Below are 15,487 nucleotides of genomic sequence, written 5' to 3'. Positions count from 1 at the left end.
TTCGGTCGCCTTTTTTTTTAGGAGATAATTATGCAGTCATCCCTCTTTACACTTCCTGTTGTTGAGCAACTCTCCCCCTTCTGCTCTCTTCGTCAACAAGGTGAGTTAACACTGCTTATTATTGAGCATCCCGGCTTCCGCGCGGCCTTCTCATTGCAAGGCGGGCAATTGATAGCATGGCAGCCGGTAAACCAGCCTGCTGTTATCTGGTTAAGCGATCGCACAGAATTCTCGCAAGGAAAGGCCATTCGTGGCGGCATTCCTATTTGCTGGCCTTGGTTTGGTCCCGCGGGTAAGCCTTCTCATGGTTTTGCTCGAACCTCAGAGTGGCAGTTGGGCGATTGCCAAGAATCTACACAGCAGGTAGAGGTGTCGATGCAGTTAACTCACTCAGCGCAAACGCATGCACTCTGGCCCCATGATTTTGACCTAACGTTAGCGGCCGTATTAAGCGGCGAATCTTGTCAGATTACCCTAAGGATTGCAGGTAACGTCGAGTCGACCGCCGCCTTGCATAGTTATTTCAATGTCGGTGATAGTGAGACGGTAAGGGTAAGCGGCTTGGGCGATCGCTACATCGATAAAGTGAAGGGTAACGCGCTAGGTTCACAACAGGGTGAACAGACCTATCATGGCGAGGTCGATCGTATCTTTACGCATCCTACCGCCGAATCAATTCTTAAAGATCCTCAGCTAAAACGCGCAATAAAGATTCAGCACCAAGGATATAGTGACGTTGTCACTTGGAATCCCGGAGCAGCCCTCTCTCAATCGATGGCCGACATGAGCGATGAGGGCTATAAGACGATGGTCTGTGTGGAAACTGCACGGATAGGCCAGCCATTTATAACAACTGACACTTCTCCAGCAGAATTGACGGTAACTATTACTCCACAACCATTTTAATAACACTCTCCCAAAGCCAACTTTGGGAGAGTACCGAATTAGAATTGGTAGTTAACACCCGTCCATACGGTAGTTTGTCCTGACTTATCGACCATTGAGCTATGCTTGATTTCGTTGTCGAAATGGGTGTAGCGAGCGCCAGCAACGACTGTCCAATCGCGAGTCAACTGGTAGGTCGCACTGATATCCACATAAGGGGACCAACTGTCGTCAGCTTTGTAACGGTCAATCCCTGTGCGACGCGATTCCTTACCTGAAACTCCATAGTAGTAATCAGTTTGGTTAGCGCTCTGCCACGTTACGCCCGCTCCAGGGATCAGAGACAGTGCGCCAAATTGTAATGGATAATGGTAGTTAGTGTCCCATACCAAACCATTACTTTCGTTAAGTACATCGCCAGTCAACGCCGTTTTCACTACCCCCCACGTGGCAACATGCGTCCACTCTCCGCCCATCATCATCGTTAGATGACGCTTATCAAGACCTCTCATTGCGCTATGGTGCGCACGATGTGGGTTAAAATATTGTCCAGTCGTGTTAGCAATAATCGAGAATTGGTCGGCATTTCCATGATAGAGGTAGTATCCAGCCTCTAGACCATGGAAAAAGACGTTCTCATCTTGATAATTAATTAGCGGTAAGGGGACAGTCCGGTTTTTGGTATTGTAATAAGGCGATTCAGACCACACCGCAGCGACACCGACTGAGAGAGGTTGAGCGAAAAGATTTTGCGAAAATAAAAGGCTCGCGCCAGCCAACGAGGCGGCTAAAACAAACTGTTTTTTTAACATGTTCACATCCTGAATTAACTTACTTCCTAAGATTACGCACTAAGAAAAATGATTTTAGCGAATTATTCTTGTCAAATATTGATAATAAAAGGCTTATTAGTATTAAAACTAGTTATTTATTCTGATGTTATGAAAAAACCCTATAAAATAGGATTTTTCTTATTCTCGGCGCCGCCAATAAGGGGCACACAGATGGCCCAAAATATGTAATACTCTGATAACTTCAGCGGGTGTTAGGAATGGGCCAAAATGGATTCAAATACAATCAATAGTTTGTTTATTATCGGCTCGGTACTCGTCACCGCCAGTATTTTACTGAGTTCCTTTTCGTCTAAGTTAGGCATTCCTATCCTAGTCATCTTTCTCGTTTTAGGAATGCTCGCCGGCGAACAAGGTATCGGTGGGATTGTTTTCAATAATTATCCTGTCGCCTATCTCGTTTCAAACCTCGCCTTAGCCGTCATTTTGCTCGATGGCGGGATGCGTACCAGTATTAGTTCGATTCGTATCGCCATTTGGCCCTCATTATCCCTAGCGACAGTCGGTGTGCTCATCACCGCTGGGTTAACAGGCCTTCTTGCCGCCTACCTCTTTCATCTCGATTTAATGCAAGGGTTTTTAATCGGTGCCATTATTGGTTCAACCGATGCCGCGGCCGTTTTTTCTTTGATCGGTGATAAAGGCTTAAACCAACGGGTAAGTTCGACCCTAGAAATTGAATCTGGCAGCAACGACCCGATGGCGGTCTTCTTAACCGTCACGTTAATCGAAATGATCCCGCAGCACCACCACGGTATTGATTCGAGTTTTATTATCCACTTGGTGCGTGAATTTGGTTTAGGCATTATCATCGGTCTGCTGGGCGGATTCACCTTACAGCGGCTTATCAACCACATATCCCTGCCAGCAGGACTTTATCCCCTGCTAGCCGTTAGCAGCGGTATTCTGGTTTTCGCCCTGACCACTCTACTGGGGGGCAGTGGTATTCTTGCAGTCTATTTAACGGGCTGTTGGCTAGGAAATAGCGGTATTCGTAACCGTACAGGGATCACCCAAATTTTTGATGGCTTAGCCTGGCTTAGCCAAATTGGGATGTTCATTGTATTGGGACTCTTGGTGGTCCCGAGCGACCTCTGGAAAATTGCGCTACCAGCCTTACTGCTCTCGTTATGGCTCATTTTTGTCGCCCGGCCCCTTTCAGTATTCGCCGGTCTACTTCCCTTCAAGAGTTTTAGTTTGCGTGAGCGGTTCTTCATCAGCTGGGTCGGGTTGCGAGGTGCGGTCCCCATCATTCTTGCAGTGTTCCCGATGATGGCGGGTCTGAACAACGCCTCACTCTATTTCAACATTGCTTTCTTTGTGGTGATGGTATCCCTGCTGCTGCAAGGAAGTACGTTATCCTTTGCGGCAAAATTTGCTAAAGTGATCGTGCCGCGTACTGTCTATCCGTTCCAACGCAATAGCTTGGATATTCATCCTGATAGCCCGTGGGAGCAATATGTTTACCAATTAGGCTCTGAAAATTGGTGTATTAATGCGCCGCTGAGAGAACTCAAAATGCCAGAACACACCCGAATTACGGCTCTATTTCGAGATAATGTATTAATGCATCCTCGCGGCTCCACTCGTCTGCGCGAAAATGATATTTTATGTGTTATTGGCCGCGAACGTGATTTATCCGCGCTAGGGAACATGTTCAGTCAAACACCTCCGGTTGATCTCGACCAACGTTTCTTCGGTGACTTTATCCTGGATGGTCAAGCGTCTTTAGAACAGGTTGCTTCGGTTTACGGATTGACATTAACTCGCGCAGACGTTCAGGATAAAAATTTGTCCCAATTAATGGTTGAAAAATTAGGCCGTAATACGGTGGTGGGTGATGCCTTGCAATGGTCTGAGCTACTTCTGACTGTTGCAGAAAAAGATGATGACACTATTTCACGTGTCGGTTTACGTATATTGGAAGAAGAAGAGTCATGATCTCGCCACGCTATTTTATTGCCCTATTATTAGCTTTAGTTTTACTTTCGCCGTTAGGAATAGATCTCTTCCTGCCTACGCTTCCTTACATAGCGTCAGGATTACAGACACCGGTCAGCCACATACAATTAACCATCCCATTATTTTTGTTGGTCATGGGGATTGGGCAATTAGTTTCCGGGCCTTTAGTCGATAATTACGGGCGCAAGCCTATCGCCCTGTTCGGGCTGGGGCTCTATCTACTGGGTAGCGCCCTTGCAGCCTTAGCCATTAACTGGCCGATATTTCTCACCGCGCGTATTATTCAAGGTATGGCAGTGTGTTGCACCGCCGTGGTGGCTTTTAGTGGCGTGCGGGATAGGCTTGAAGGTGACGATGCCGCGCGCGCTTACAGCTTTCTGAATGGTTCGTTAAATATCGTTCCCGCACTGGCACCCCTGCTCGGCGGGGTGCTAGCGCATTATTGGGGGTGGCGTGCGCCATTCGGCTTTCTATTTTTGTATGGCTTATTATTGATGATCATCGTCTATAAGTGGCTGCCCGAGACGCGTCCTGACTCAACCCATCGCAGTGCCATCTTCCCCGCCCGTACCTATGCATCGATTATAAAGCAACCGGCGTTTCTGGCATTTACCTTTTCCATCGCCAGTGCGCTAGGAATGGTATTGACCTACGTCTCGTTAGCCCCTACGGTGTTAATGGCACAGGACGCCTTATCTCCTTTCAGCTTCTCGGTTATTTTCGGGGTAAACGGCTTATGGATAATGGCCGTCAGTGCGTTAGCCAATCGTATTATCCCAAAATGCGGCCGACCATTCTGTTTACTTCTCGGGGCATTATCGATGCTCATTGCAGGAGTCATCCTTTTCTCTGAGCCTTACTTGTTGGCCCCAGCCATTCTTGCGCACTGGTTGAGCTATATGATCCCCGTGGCAATATCCGTGGCCGGTCTAGCGTTTATTATGGGTCCGGCGACCAGTTACGCCCTATCCCCTTTTCAACACAATGCGGGGGTCGCGTCAGCGCTATTAGGCTTTATTCAGATGGCTGGTGGTGCAGGAGGGAGCTTAGTGGTATTACTATTACCGCTATCCCCCTACGTTGCACTCGCCATTATGATGTTATTGGGTGGGATGCTGGCCACTATCGCTTGGTTGACCAGTTTAAAAATCAAAGGATCACTCACCTCACTCAACTAGGCTAAGAGATTACCGTGAAGGGGACGCGCTGAGTGACCGAGGTTAATAACTCATAACCTACCGTTCCAGCCGCTTGTGCAATAGTATCGACAGGCAATTGTGCTCCCCATAACTCTACAACGCTACCAATGGTCGCGTCGGGGCAGTCGGTAAGATCAACCATAAGCATGTCCATCGATACGGTTCCGACAGTTTTGCACCGTTTTCCGGCTACCCAGACGGGTGTGCCGGAAGGCGCATGTCGAGGATAGCCATCCGCATAGCCACAGGCAATGATACCGATACGCTGGGCGGTCGTAGTGGTATAACGGTGACCGTAGCCAATCCCCTCTCCTGCAGCAACCTGTTGAATAGCAATGATTTCGCTACTCAACGTCATGACTGGACGAAGATCGAAAGGCTCAATATCGATGGCGCACCCCGTCGGTGAAGCGCCGTACAGTACCACGCCCGGCCGGATCCATTGATGGTGGGTCTCGGGATACCACAAGCTTGCTGCCGAGTTGGCGTAGCAACGTGGTGCTTGAAGAGTAGCCGTCGCCTGTTCTAAACGCTGTAAGGGTTCTCGAATGAAGGCAGGGCCTTCATCTGCTCGCGCAAAGTGTGACATTAGCGTGATATCTCCCACCGCAGGCAGTGTTTTCAGAGTCTGCCATACAGTCCGAACCTTATCAGGCGAAAAGCCTAACCGGTTCATGCCATTATTGATTTTTAAATAAACGGCTATTGGCTTTTTCGCCGGGTAGTCGGCTAAGGCTCGCAGTTGCCAATCACTGTGTACCGCCACGGTAAGCTGGTAAGCTTCAATCAATGCTAAATCATTAGGTTTGAAGAAACCTTCTAACAACAAGATTGGCTGTGCCACTCCCGCCTCTCTGAGCAGAATAGCTTCTTCGTAGTTGAGCAATGCATACCCATCCGTCGAGGCTAATGCTTGATAGCAGCGCGCAAGGCCATGGCCATAGGCATTCGCTTTGACCACACTCCACACCTTCGCTGCTGGGGCTAGCGCGGTAATCGTGCGTAGATTATGGCTCAATGCGGTAGTATTGATAGTTGCCCTTATCGGCCTAGACATCGTTAGCTTGCTCCTCAACTCAGCCGCTCTGGGACTGTAAATGTAACTTTCGTGCTTCAAAACCAGGTAGATAACGATAAACGGATAAATCATCTGCAGCAATATCCGGGGTACGGCCAGAGATAATATCGGCAATCAATCGGCCAGAACCACATGCCATCGTCCATCCTAACGTGCCATGGCCGGTATTCAGATAGAGATTACTTATCGGAGTCCTGCCCACAATAGGTGTACCGTCTGGGGTCATCGGTCGTAACCCTGTCCAATAATGGGCTTCAGCCAGGGAGGCTGAATTAGGATAGAGATCATTGACCACCATCTCCAGTGTTTCTCGTCGTGCCGCGGGGAGTTCGCTGTTAAAACCAACAATCTCTGCCATTCCCCCCACGCGAATACGCTGATCAAAACGTGTGACGGCCACTTTATAGGTTTCATCGAGTACTGTCGAAACTGGGGCGCGGGTCTCGTCCGTGATCGGTAAGGTAATGGAATAACCTTTCAGTGGATAGACTGGAATATCGACGAGTCCCTTAAGTAATGACGTGGACCAACTACCCGCCGTCACTAACATGGCATCGGCATGTAGCGTGTGACCATTAGCCACCACCGAAGTAATACGGTTGTTGTCCACCCTTAAGCGTTCAACATCTTGATTAAACAGAAACTTAACGTCCGCTTGTTCAGCAAGCTGTGCTAAACGTTGCGTGAACAGCTTACAGTCGCCCGTCTCATCATTCGGTAGCTGTAATCCGCCCGTTAATTTATCAAGACTGTTTGCCAGCCCAGGTTCAACGGACGTAAGAAGGCGCGATTCAAGTAAATTAAAAGGCACGCCCGCCTCTTTAAGAACCGCGATATCTTTGGCAGCATTATCGAATTGTTGTGCAGTTCGGAAAAGCTGGAGTGTTCCACCTTGCCGCCCTTCATAAAGGATGCCTGTCTCTTGACGTAACGCTCGTAAACAGTCGCGGCTGTATTCGGCGATCCTTACCATCCTGGCTTTATTTTCTTGATAATGATCTAAGGTACAGTTTTGTAGCATCGACCACATCCATGAAAGTTGGAAACGACTGCCATCTGGCCGAATCGCTAAGGGGGCATGTTTCTGAAACATCCATTTTATCGCTTTAAGCGGAATGCCAGGGGCCGCCCAAGGCGCTGCGTAACCGGGGGAAATTTGACCAGCATTCCCCGCGCTAGTCTCCATTGCCACCCCAGACTGTTTTTCTAACACTGTAACATCATGGCCCGCTGCGGCGAGATACCAAGCGCTTGTCACGCCTACCACACCACCACCGATAATCAGCACACGCATAAAACCCTCACAGAACATTAAACCTAAAAACACGCCGCCATCTAGTGAAATGGCCTACAGGGCGCAGAGTTATTCATCCCATTATTTGACGTTATTTTTAGAGAAAAATACAATAATTAAAACGCATATTTAAAAACATAGTTTTTTATGCTTACTTTTCGAATGAAAATACTGTGGAAATGTCAAAGTGGTTATTTTGTAGACTGGAAATTATATTAAATTTGGCATTTAACTTAAGAAGAAGAATAGATTTAAGTTCTACATATTTTTAATAAATCAGTATTTATCACTAGTATTTAATGAAAAGGGAGTGCGGATGTATTCAGGCAAGAGGTGTAGCCATAGCGTTAGGTACGACTGCCTAAGGATACGATGCGACAAAGATGACTAATAGGATCCCATCGCTTTCTTTGCTACTATCTTCGGCGGTATTTCCCTTTTCGACTACAGGAACGTTATGTTACGGAAATTAAAACTCTTCTCCCAACACAGAGGCGCATGGTTATTACTGGCTGCTGGGGTATTAGTGTTGGAGCTCACCGCGTTAGGTTTCCAATTCTTCTTAGGGCAGAAACCTTGTGTGCTTTGTGTCTATCAACGGGCAGCGCTGGCAGGGCTGCTCGTAGCCGCATTGATTGGCGCCATTGCGCCGAAGACGCCTTTACGTTTTATCGCTATTCTCGGTTGGTTGATTGCTGCAGCGAAAACCTTTGCCTTAGCCTGGGACCAAACTCAGCTACAACTGCATCCGCCACTCTTTGCGACATGTGATTTTTTACCAAGATTTCCGCAATGGCTACCCTTAAATCATTGGTTCCCTGCCATTTTCACGCCGACGGGAAATTGTACCGATAAAGGTTGGGAATGGTTATCAATGACAATGCCGCAGTGGCTGGTCGGAATAAGCGGCGTATTGTTTGTGATAGGATTGCTGGTCCTCGCAGTACAGCTGCCCTGCCCTAAAAAAAATCGTCCATAAAATAACACGGCCACAGTGAATATTCCGTGGCCAGTGGATTTATTCCGGGTTAGGAATAATATGATCCTCCCAATTCCTAACCTCACTTTCCCTCACAGCGATATGTCTGACCGAAATTCGCTGCGCATGCATGGCTTTCGCGGAGCCTACTTTCAGTGGATGCCAAGCCGGTAAGTCCTGGCCTTCCGCTAATAGACGATAACTACAGGTTCTCGGTAACCACGAGAAGGTAGGCAGATTGTCTCGCGTCAATTTTATACAATCTGGCTCGTAGGCAAAGCGATTATCATAATGACGACATTGGCAGGTTTTAATATTAAGAAGGTTACACGCGACATTGGTGAAGTAGATTTCATCGGTGTCGGCATCCTGTAGCTTATTCAAGCAACATTGACCACAACCGTCACAAACCGACTCCCACTCACTATCACTCATTTGCTCAAGACTTTTTGTTTGCCAAAAAGGAAGCATTGTCATAAATCAATCCAAAATTACAGGTTCACATCACTTATATCAGTCATTACCCATCAAAATGGGTAATACGACATTTACAGACGAATCTTAGCCAGCCTTCGATTCGGTCGCTAAATGTTGGGTGAGCAGATTCTCAACCGGTGGCGGGATCTGCAAGTAGTAGCCTTGGTCTGCAAGCTGTTGCTTTACTTTGCGTAAATCCGCTGAAGCTAGGCGGTCTCTGCCTTCTAACGAAATGACCATCGATAACAGTGGTTTTCCAAAACCTTTCATTAACGCGTCAGGGACACAGCTAAAATCATCTTTTTTACCCAGATACAAATAGGTCTGGTCCCGTAAAGAACTACGATATATTGCACAAATCATAAATTTCTCCGAATAATGTAACTCGGTTGCTTGCCTGATGAATACGAGGATTATAACATGCTTAGGGTTAACAAAATATTAGCCTTATGCAGGACTTTACTCTTTCGTAAAGTCAGGTAAGGTGTATAAAAAATCACAGGACTGAATAAGTATAGATGTCACAGACGCCCATTGAACTCAAAGGCAGCAACTTCACACTTTCTGTTGTCCATATAAATCATTCACAGCCTGACGTGGTGTTAAAAGCGCTTCAGGAAAAAATTGCCCAAGCGCCTGCTTTTTTGGCGAATGCGCCTGTGGTGATTAACGTTGCATCGTTAAACAGCACTGTTGATTGGAAAAGTATGCATGAGGCCGTTTCACAATCGGGATTAAAGATTGTCGGGATTAGCGGATGCAAAGACGAACAGCTTAAGGCTCAAATTGCTTCGCTAGGAACACCTTTACTGAATGAAGGTAAAGTGGCTGTTCAGAAAGCCCCACCTGCTAATCCAGAGCCTGTTGAGCCGATCAAAGCTCAAGAAGACGACAAAACCTTGCGCACTCGTGTTGTTGACACCCCTATTCGTTCAGGCCAACAGATTTATGCGCGTAATGCTGACCTCATTGTTACCAGTAGTGTTAGCGCCGGGGCTGAACTGGTCGCGGATGGCAACATCCATATCTATGGCAATATGCGAGGACGTGCGCTGGCTGGCGCGAGTGGCGATACGCAAGCACAAATTTTTTGTACTCATCTCGCGGCGGAACTCGTTTCCATTGCGGGTGAATATTGGATTATGGATCAAATTCCTAGTGAATTTTTTACCAAAGCAGCTCGTTTAGCCTTACGTGACGGTACACTGGCTATTGAATCTCTAAATTAGACCCCTTTTCTTAAGTTAAGGAAATCAAGAAATATGGCACGCATAATTGTAGTTACATCAGGTAAAGGGGGCGTTGGCAAGACCACGTCTAGCGCAGCCATCGCAACGGGCCTCGCCCGTAAAGGAAAAAAAACAGTCGTTATCGATTTTGATATTGGCCTGCGTAATCTTGACCTCATCATGGGCTGTGAACGTCGTGTGGTCTATGATTTCGTTAATGTTATTCAGGGTGACGCCTCCTTGAATCAAGCGTTGATCAAAGATAAGCGTACTGAAACATTGTATATCCTTCCCGCGTCTCAAACGCGCGATAAAGATGCCTTGAACTATGAAGGCGTAGAGAAAGTTCTGAATGAATTAAAGAAAATGAACTTTGATTTTATCGTGTGTGATTCCCCGGCTGGGATTGAAACTGGGGCGTTAATGGCATTGTACTTCGCTGATGAAGCCATTATTACGACCAACCCTGAAGTCTCTTCTGTACGTGACTCAGACCGTATCCTTGGTATTATTGCCTCCAAGTCTCGTCGCGCTGAAAAGGGTGAGACACCAGTTAAAGAACATCTTTTATTAACCCGCTATAACGCGGGCCGAGTTAACCGCGGTGACATGTTAAGCATGGAAGATGTATTAGAGATTTTACATATCCCTCTGGTCGGTGTGATCCCTGAAGACCAATCTGTACTGCGCGCCTCTAACCAAGGTGAGCCGGTCATTCTTGATGAAGAATCTGATGCGGGTCGTGCATACAGTGATACGGTCGAACGCTTGCTCGGCGAAGAACGCCCCTTCCGCTTTATTGAAGAAGAGAAGAAGGGTTTCCTAAAACGCCTGTTTGGGGGATAAACCATGGCGCTGTTAGATTTCTTTTTATCCCGAAAAAAAAATACCGCGAACATCGCGAAAGAACGCTTACAAATCATCGTTGCTGAACGTCGCCGTGGGGATAGCGAACCGCATTATCTCCCTCAGTTGAAGCGCGATATTTTAGAAGTTATTTGTAAGTACGTAAAAATAGATCCTGATATGGTAACGGTACAACTTGATCAGAAAGGAGAAGATATCTCCATTCTCGAGCTTAATGTGACCTTACCTGAAGCGGAAGAAGCTGAAAAGTAACGGCTAAGAATGAGCGGTTTTTTACCGCTCTTCTTAACTTAGTATTGCGCTAATATCTCATTGAGGGAATTCGCCAATAACTCCCCACGCCATCCATAAAGTAACTCAGGTTGAGTTTCCCTAGCCTTCAACTTCCAATGTGCGCTAATCAGTTGGTTAAGCTGACGGCGTGAAGCTAACATCTCTTGGCTATACCCGCTGCTGGCACTGACCTGCTTCACCGCCTCTTTTAACTGTGCAAACAACTGACGATAATTGGGTATATCGATAATATTTTTGACTGGACGAGGTAATGCATCCGCGCTGACTGCTTCGCCTTGTCTGACCAAAGCCAACAGTGTCTCGCCATGGAAACGGATTTCAGGGCCTATCGCCCCTAGCTCCCGTAGCTCGGCTAAGGAGGATGGACTGTAGCGTGCCGTCTTCCACAGTAGCTCTTCTTTAACCACGAAGTTCACCGCCATATTATGCTGCCGCGCATAGTGTAAACGCCATTCAGCTAAACCTTGCAGTATTGCTAGCTGCCGAGGCGTTAATTGCCAAGCTTGTGAAATATCTAAATATGCCAAGCCTGGGTCAATGACTATTTGACGTCTAAAAATTTGTAATGCGCACTCGCTTTCAATATAGGCGAGTTGCTCTTCTACCACAGCTTGTTGATGAAGCTTTTCGGCAATTGGGAGTAAATACTCTACGTCCGCCGCCGCATATTGGCACTGCTTCTCGGTTAATGGACGGGCTAACCAATCCGTTCTTGACTCACTTTTATCCAGTTGGATCCCGGTAAACTGCGCAACCATCGCCGCAAATCCCCATGATGAGGGCCTACCTAGGAAGGCTGCCATTATTTGTGTGTCGAGCATAGGTGTCGGTACTACGTCAAAGCGGTTTAAAAATACCTCGAGATCTTCCCCGCCAGCGTGGAGATATTTGACCACATTTTTATCTGTCAGCATCTCCACAAAGGGTTGCCAATCAGTAATCTTTAACGGATCTATCAGGCTAACATGCTGACCATCGTAAAGCTGAATCAACCCCAATAACGGGAAATAAGTGCGTGTCCGCACAAATTCAGTGTCCAAAGCGACCGCTTCGACTTGCCGTGCCTCTTTGCAACAGTCAATTAATTGTCGATCGGTCTCTATAAAACGATAACTTAGCATAGTTTCTCTCTGTATCAGGGTTCTACAGTCGCTGGCTATGATTGCTCAGGTTGCGTGACTGTAGTCAGTGCATGGCGTAAGACCTTACCTAATGGGTTCTTAGGTAACGCATCGCGAAATTCAATAATTTTAGGGACTTTATAACCCGTTAGCTGCTCACGGCAATACACAATAATTTGCGTTTCAGTCAAGCTTGGCTCTTTACGCACCACAAAAACCTTCACCGCTTCGCCACTTGTATCACTCGCAAGACCCACCGCAACCGCTTCGCTAATATGTGGATGTTCATTGAGTACTGTTTCGATTTCACTCGGGTAAACGTTAAATCCCGACACAATAATAATATCTTTTTTTCGGTCCACCAGTTTCAGTAGTCCTTGCTCGGTAATCATGGCGATATCACCTGTATGAAACCAGCCCTCGGTATCGAAGACCAATGATGTCTCCTCCGAGTGTTGCCAATAGCCTTTCATCACTTGCGGCCCTTTCACACAGAGTTCCCCGGGTTGCCCTACCGGCACGGGGGAAAGCTTTTCATCGAGTAAGACAATTTCTGTCGAAGCAATAGGTAAGCCAATGGTGCCGGTGTGTTGTCTTATCGTTAAGGGATTGACCGCGACGAGAGGCGAGCATTCTGTCAACCCATACCCTTCAATTATCGGGGTACCTGTCAAATCCTCCCACTCTGTCGCCACTTGACGTTGAATCGGCATTCCTCCGGCCACACTGATTTTCAGAGCAGAGAAATCCAACTGACGAAAGCCTGGATGGTTGACTAATCGCGCATAAAGCGTATTGACGCCAGAGATCACCGAAAAGTTGACCTTTTTCAGCGATGCGACCCAACTATCCATATCAAGAGGGTTAGTGATCAACAGATTGCTTGCCCCTTGCTCGACAAATAATAAACAATTAATCATCAACGCAAAGATATGATACAGCGGCAACGCACTGACAATTTTCTCTTGGCCTGGTACCAATAAGTCGCCATATACCGCTTTAATTTGCTCAATATTGGCCAATAAATTTGCGTGGGTAAGCATCGCCCCTTTGGCGACGCCAGTCGTGCCCCCGGTATATTGTAGGAGCGCAACATCGTCGGGTCTAAGCTCCGGGCGTCGATAAGGCAGGTCTTGGCCTTTTTTCATACAGTCACGATAAGGCTGATGAGTGATCTGCCACTTCGGCACCTTCTTCTTGATATAGTGCAGCGTGAAGTGAATCACTTTGCGGCGGAGTGGTGGGTGCTCATCGCCAAGTTCACTGACAATCAAATGATTAACCGGGATGTCTGTAATCACCCGCTGTACCGTGTGCGCAAAATTACTGAGAATAATCAGGGTATCGATCCCGCTATCCTTAAGTTGATGACGCAGTTCACGAGCGGTATAGAGAGGATTAATATTCACCACGATGGCGCCACAACGAATAATGGCGAATAACGCGACAGGATATTGTAAGCAATTAGGTAACATTAGGCCGATTCGCTGACCGTTGGTAATCCCCAACTCATGTTGGAAATAGGCGGCTAGCGCCCTGCTCCGCTTATCCAGCTCGCGATAGCTCAACGAAGCCCCAAGGTTCGAAAATGCGACGTTATCGGGATAACGCGCAACCGATGTTTCGAACATATCCAGTAGTGAGTCGTAACGCTGAGTAAAAGAATTTTCAGCATTAAGTCGAGAAACGCCTCGAGGTGAAGCCATTCCTCGACTTAATGCTGCAGACTGCTGACTATTCATAAAAGGGTAAACTCCTTATTGTTAAGCACGTTGCTAATTAATTCAGGCCTAACCATTCATCCATAAAAAAAACCGGTCACCTTCGGCGACCGGCTGACGCTGTATATTCTATTCTGATAGAAAAGTTTGCACAGGCATTGGCCCCTGCATAGCGTAACCCCACCATGGATCAATAAAACCACGCCGACCATAACGAGGGCCATACCATAGCCAGGGATCCATCGGCATTGGCGGTGACATCACTTGTTGAGTAAGGTGCCAGCGTTGATAACCTGTCACACTTATAATTAAAAACGTATAGTTCTGGTCACCGATTTTACCCGGTGTCACACGCTGAATATTCCCTAGCACGGTGACGTATTGATGAGTGAGTTCTGCCGGATCGACAAAACTTGGGATATCGGCATATAAACGCCCCAAGGACGCGGCACCCAGTATAGGCCGAGCGCCATCGTCAAGCGGTTGCACCATCAACTCGACCCGGGTGACGTTATCATGATTCGTCACCTTGACGACTTTACCGCCGAAGCGTGATTCCTGCCCAACATACAAGCTTGGTGCATTCATCACACGGGTAAAATCTTGTTGTGGTAACGGAGCATTTCCTTGGATCGCTTTCGGAATGGAGACACAACCCGTAAGGAAAACCAAGGGCAGAAGACACGCCAAAACAGCACGGTGATAATATTTCATAACGCACTCCCAATCAGACTGAGACAATAGACAGATTGATGGCTAAATAGTTTCCAGAAGAAATCAACGCCCAGGTAACTTTTTCCACGTCACTTCATTACGTAGGTAGATTGGCTCAATCTCCGCTGGGTGAATAAGGTTACCCGCCTGCAACTCACGATAGGCTAAGGGTAGCATATCTTCAGCCTGAGGTAAGAGACTCTCACCTTGCTGCAACGTCAGCGCATGTCCATTGAGCAGTTCAGGATAAGCCTGCCACCCGGTCCCCGCGGTCATCCATTCACCGGAAAGGGTCTGCATTTTCTCCACCGCTGCTTGAGGCGAAAGTACCTGTTCGCTCTCTTTGCCCTGCCAAATCCCTTGTCCATCCCGCTGGTAGATAGCCCAGTAGACTTCCCCCATTCGCGCATCAATCGCGACCAAGACTTTCTCTGCCTGATGCATACGCCAAGCCCCTTCAGCGAGAGCCTCGAGACTCGAGATACCGATTAGCGACAGTTGTGCACCGTAGGCTAAACCTTGGGCAATTCCGATTCCAATCCGCACGCCTGTGAAGCTGCCCGGACCTAGGCAACAGACCAGAGCATTAAGCTGCTGCAAAGTGAGTTGGTGGTCCCGTAGCGATTGTTCAACCATGGGTAAAATACGCTGCGTATGTTCCCGGGGCGTTAGCGCAAATTGAGCATCGATCTGCCCCTGATCTAATAAGGCGACCGAGCAGGCTTCAGTGGCCGTATCCAAGGCTAAGAGTCGAGTGTCGAGCGAGTAATCAGTCATCAAATTTGTCTTCATCATATACCGTGTTTCTTGGCGGCA

General features: G+C 47.5%; 16 protein-coding genes. 7 read left to right on the top strand and 9 right to left on the bottom strand.

What is annotated here, in order from left to right; all coding sequences use genetic code 11:
- The first annotated feature begins 30 nt into the window (after positions 1 to 30).
- Positions 31 to 906, top strand: coding sequence for a D-hexose-6-phosphate mutarotase (locus BMX14_RS08065; protein WP_092675273.1), 876 nt, complete (start codon positions 31 to 33; stop codon positions 904 to 906).
- A gap of 38 nt (positions 907 to 944) precedes the next feature.
- Here the strand turns inward: BMX14_RS08065 and BMX14_RS08060 are convergent, their stop codons facing one another.
- Positions 945 to 1,697 carry a MipA/OmpV family protein gene (locus tag BMX14_RS08060; protein WP_092675269.1) on the bottom strand — a complete coding sequence of 251 codons (753 nt, stop codon included), beginning with the start codon at positions 1,695 to 1,697 and terminating at the stop codon, positions 945 to 947.
- A gap of 249 nt (positions 1,698 to 1,946) precedes the next feature.
- On the opposite strand from BMX14_RS08060, the gene BMX14_RS08055 reads away from it, so the two are divergent.
- Positions 1,947 to 3,677: a potassium/proton antiporter gene (locus BMX14_RS08055; protein ID WP_092675266.1), complete on the top strand. Its 1,731-nt coding sequence runs from the start codon at positions 1,947 to 1,949 to the stop codon at positions 3,675 to 3,677.
- Positions 3,674 to 4,876: a Bcr/CflA family efflux MFS transporter gene (locus tag BMX14_RS08050; RefSeq protein ID WP_092675263.1), complete on the top strand. Its 1,203-nt coding sequence runs from the start codon at positions 3,674 to 3,676 to the stop codon at positions 4,874 to 4,876. The genes BMX14_RS08055 and BMX14_RS08050 overlap by 4 nt, the downstream gene beginning before the upstream one ends.
- A 1-nt stretch (position 4,877) precedes the next feature.
- On the opposite strand, the gene alr is transcribed toward BMX14_RS08050, so the two are convergent.
- Positions 4,878 to 5,954 (bottom strand): alanine racemase, encoded by a 1,077-nt coding sequence (alr, locus tag BMX14_RS08045; RefSeq protein ID WP_092675259.1) that lies wholly within the window; start codon positions 5,952 to 5,954, stop codon positions 4,878 to 4,880.
- 19 nt (positions 5,955 to 5,973) lie between these two features.
- Positions 5,974 to 7,269: a D-amino acid dehydrogenase gene (locus tag BMX14_RS08040; RefSeq protein WP_092675255.1), complete on the bottom strand. Its 1,296-nt coding sequence runs from the start codon at positions 7,267 to 7,269 to the stop codon at positions 5,974 to 5,976.
- 457 nt (positions 7,270 to 7,726) lie between these two features.
- Here BMX14_RS08040 and dsbB point away from each other — a divergent pair, with 457 nt between their 5' ends.
- Positions 7,727 to 8,248, top strand: coding sequence for a disulfide bond formation protein DsbB (dsbB, locus tag BMX14_RS08035; RefSeq protein ID WP_092675252.1), 522 nt, complete (start codon positions 7,727 to 7,729; stop codon positions 8,246 to 8,248).
- 39 nt (positions 8,249 to 8,287) lie between these two features.
- On the opposite strand, the gene BMX14_RS08030 is transcribed toward dsbB, so the two are convergent.
- Positions 8,288 to 8,725 carry a YcgN family cysteine cluster protein gene (locus BMX14_RS08030; protein ID WP_092675248.1) on the bottom strand — a complete coding sequence of 146 codons (438 nt, stop codon included), beginning with the start codon at positions 8,723 to 8,725 and terminating at the stop codon, positions 8,288 to 8,290.
- An 84-nt stretch (positions 8,726 to 8,809) separates the two neighbouring features.
- A complete protein-coding gene (locus BMX14_RS08025) occupies positions 8,810 to 9,088 on the bottom strand; it encodes a YcgL domain-containing protein (RefSeq protein WP_092675245.1) in 279 nt (92 codons plus the stop codon).
- Positions 9,089 to 9,243: 155 nt separating this feature from the next.
- On the opposite strand from BMX14_RS08025, the gene minC reads away from it, so the two are divergent.
- From minC to minE, 3 genes are read left to right on the top strand one after another with little or no spacing between them, the layout of a single operon-like run.
- Entirely contained in the window at positions 9,244 to 9,954 is a 711-nt protein-coding gene (gene minC, locus BMX14_RS08020) for a septum site-determining protein MinC (RefSeq protein ID WP_092675243.1), read from the top strand.
- Positions 9,955 to 9,987: 33 nt separating this feature from the next.
- Entirely contained in the window at positions 9,988 to 10,800 is an 813-nt protein-coding gene (minD, locus tag BMX14_RS08015; protein ID WP_092675240.1) for a septum site-determining protein MinD, read from the top strand.
- A gap of 3 nt (positions 10,801 to 10,803) precedes the next feature.
- The gene (gene minE / locus BMX14_RS08010; protein WP_062812076.1) at positions 10,804 to 11,073 is read left to right on the top strand and encodes a cell division topological specificity factor MinE; all 270 of its coding nucleotides are present in this window, start codon (positions 10,804 to 10,806) and stop codon (positions 11,071 to 11,073) included.
- A gap of 38 nt (positions 11,074 to 11,111) precedes the next feature.
- Here minE and rnd read toward each other — a convergent pair whose 3' ends face one another.
- The 4 genes from rnd to tsaB all read right to left on the bottom strand — a co-directional run bounded on the left by rnd (position 11,112) and on the right by tsaB (position 15,463).
- Positions 11,112 to 12,236 (bottom strand): ribonuclease D, encoded by a 1,125-nt coding sequence (gene rnd, locus BMX14_RS08005; protein WP_092675237.1) that lies wholly within the window; start codon positions 12,234 to 12,236, stop codon positions 11,112 to 11,114.
- A 35-nt stretch (positions 12,237 to 12,271) separates the two neighbouring features.
- The gene (locus tag BMX14_RS08000; RefSeq protein ID WP_092675411.1) at positions 12,272 to 13,942 is read right to left on the bottom strand and encodes an AMP-binding protein; all 1,671 of its coding nucleotides are present in this window, start codon (positions 13,940 to 13,942) and stop codon (positions 12,272 to 12,274) included.
- 144 nt (positions 13,943 to 14,086) lie between these two features.
- Positions 14,087 to 14,671, bottom strand: coding sequence for a Slp family lipoprotein (locus tag BMX14_RS07995; RefSeq protein ID WP_092675233.1), 585 nt, complete (start codon positions 14,669 to 14,671; stop codon positions 14,087 to 14,089).
- A 63-nt stretch (positions 14,672 to 14,734) separates the two neighbouring features.
- On the bottom strand, positions 14,735 to 15,463 hold the full coding sequence (gene tsaB, locus BMX14_RS07990; protein WP_230527398.1) for a tRNA (adenosine(37)-N6)-threonylcarbamoyltransferase complex dimerization subunit type 1 TsaB: 729 nt from the start codon (positions 15,461 to 15,463) through the stop codon (positions 14,735 to 14,737).
- Positions 15,464 to 15,487 lie beyond the last annotated feature (24 nt).

It is taken from the genome of Rosenbergiella nectarea, from assembly GCF_900111105.1.
In the GTDB taxonomy this organism is placed as follows: Bacteria; Pseudomonadota; Gammaproteobacteria; order Enterobacterales; family Enterobacteriaceae; genus Rosenbergiella; species Rosenbergiella nectarea.
This window is presented reverse-complemented; position numbering and strand designations above follow the sequence as displayed.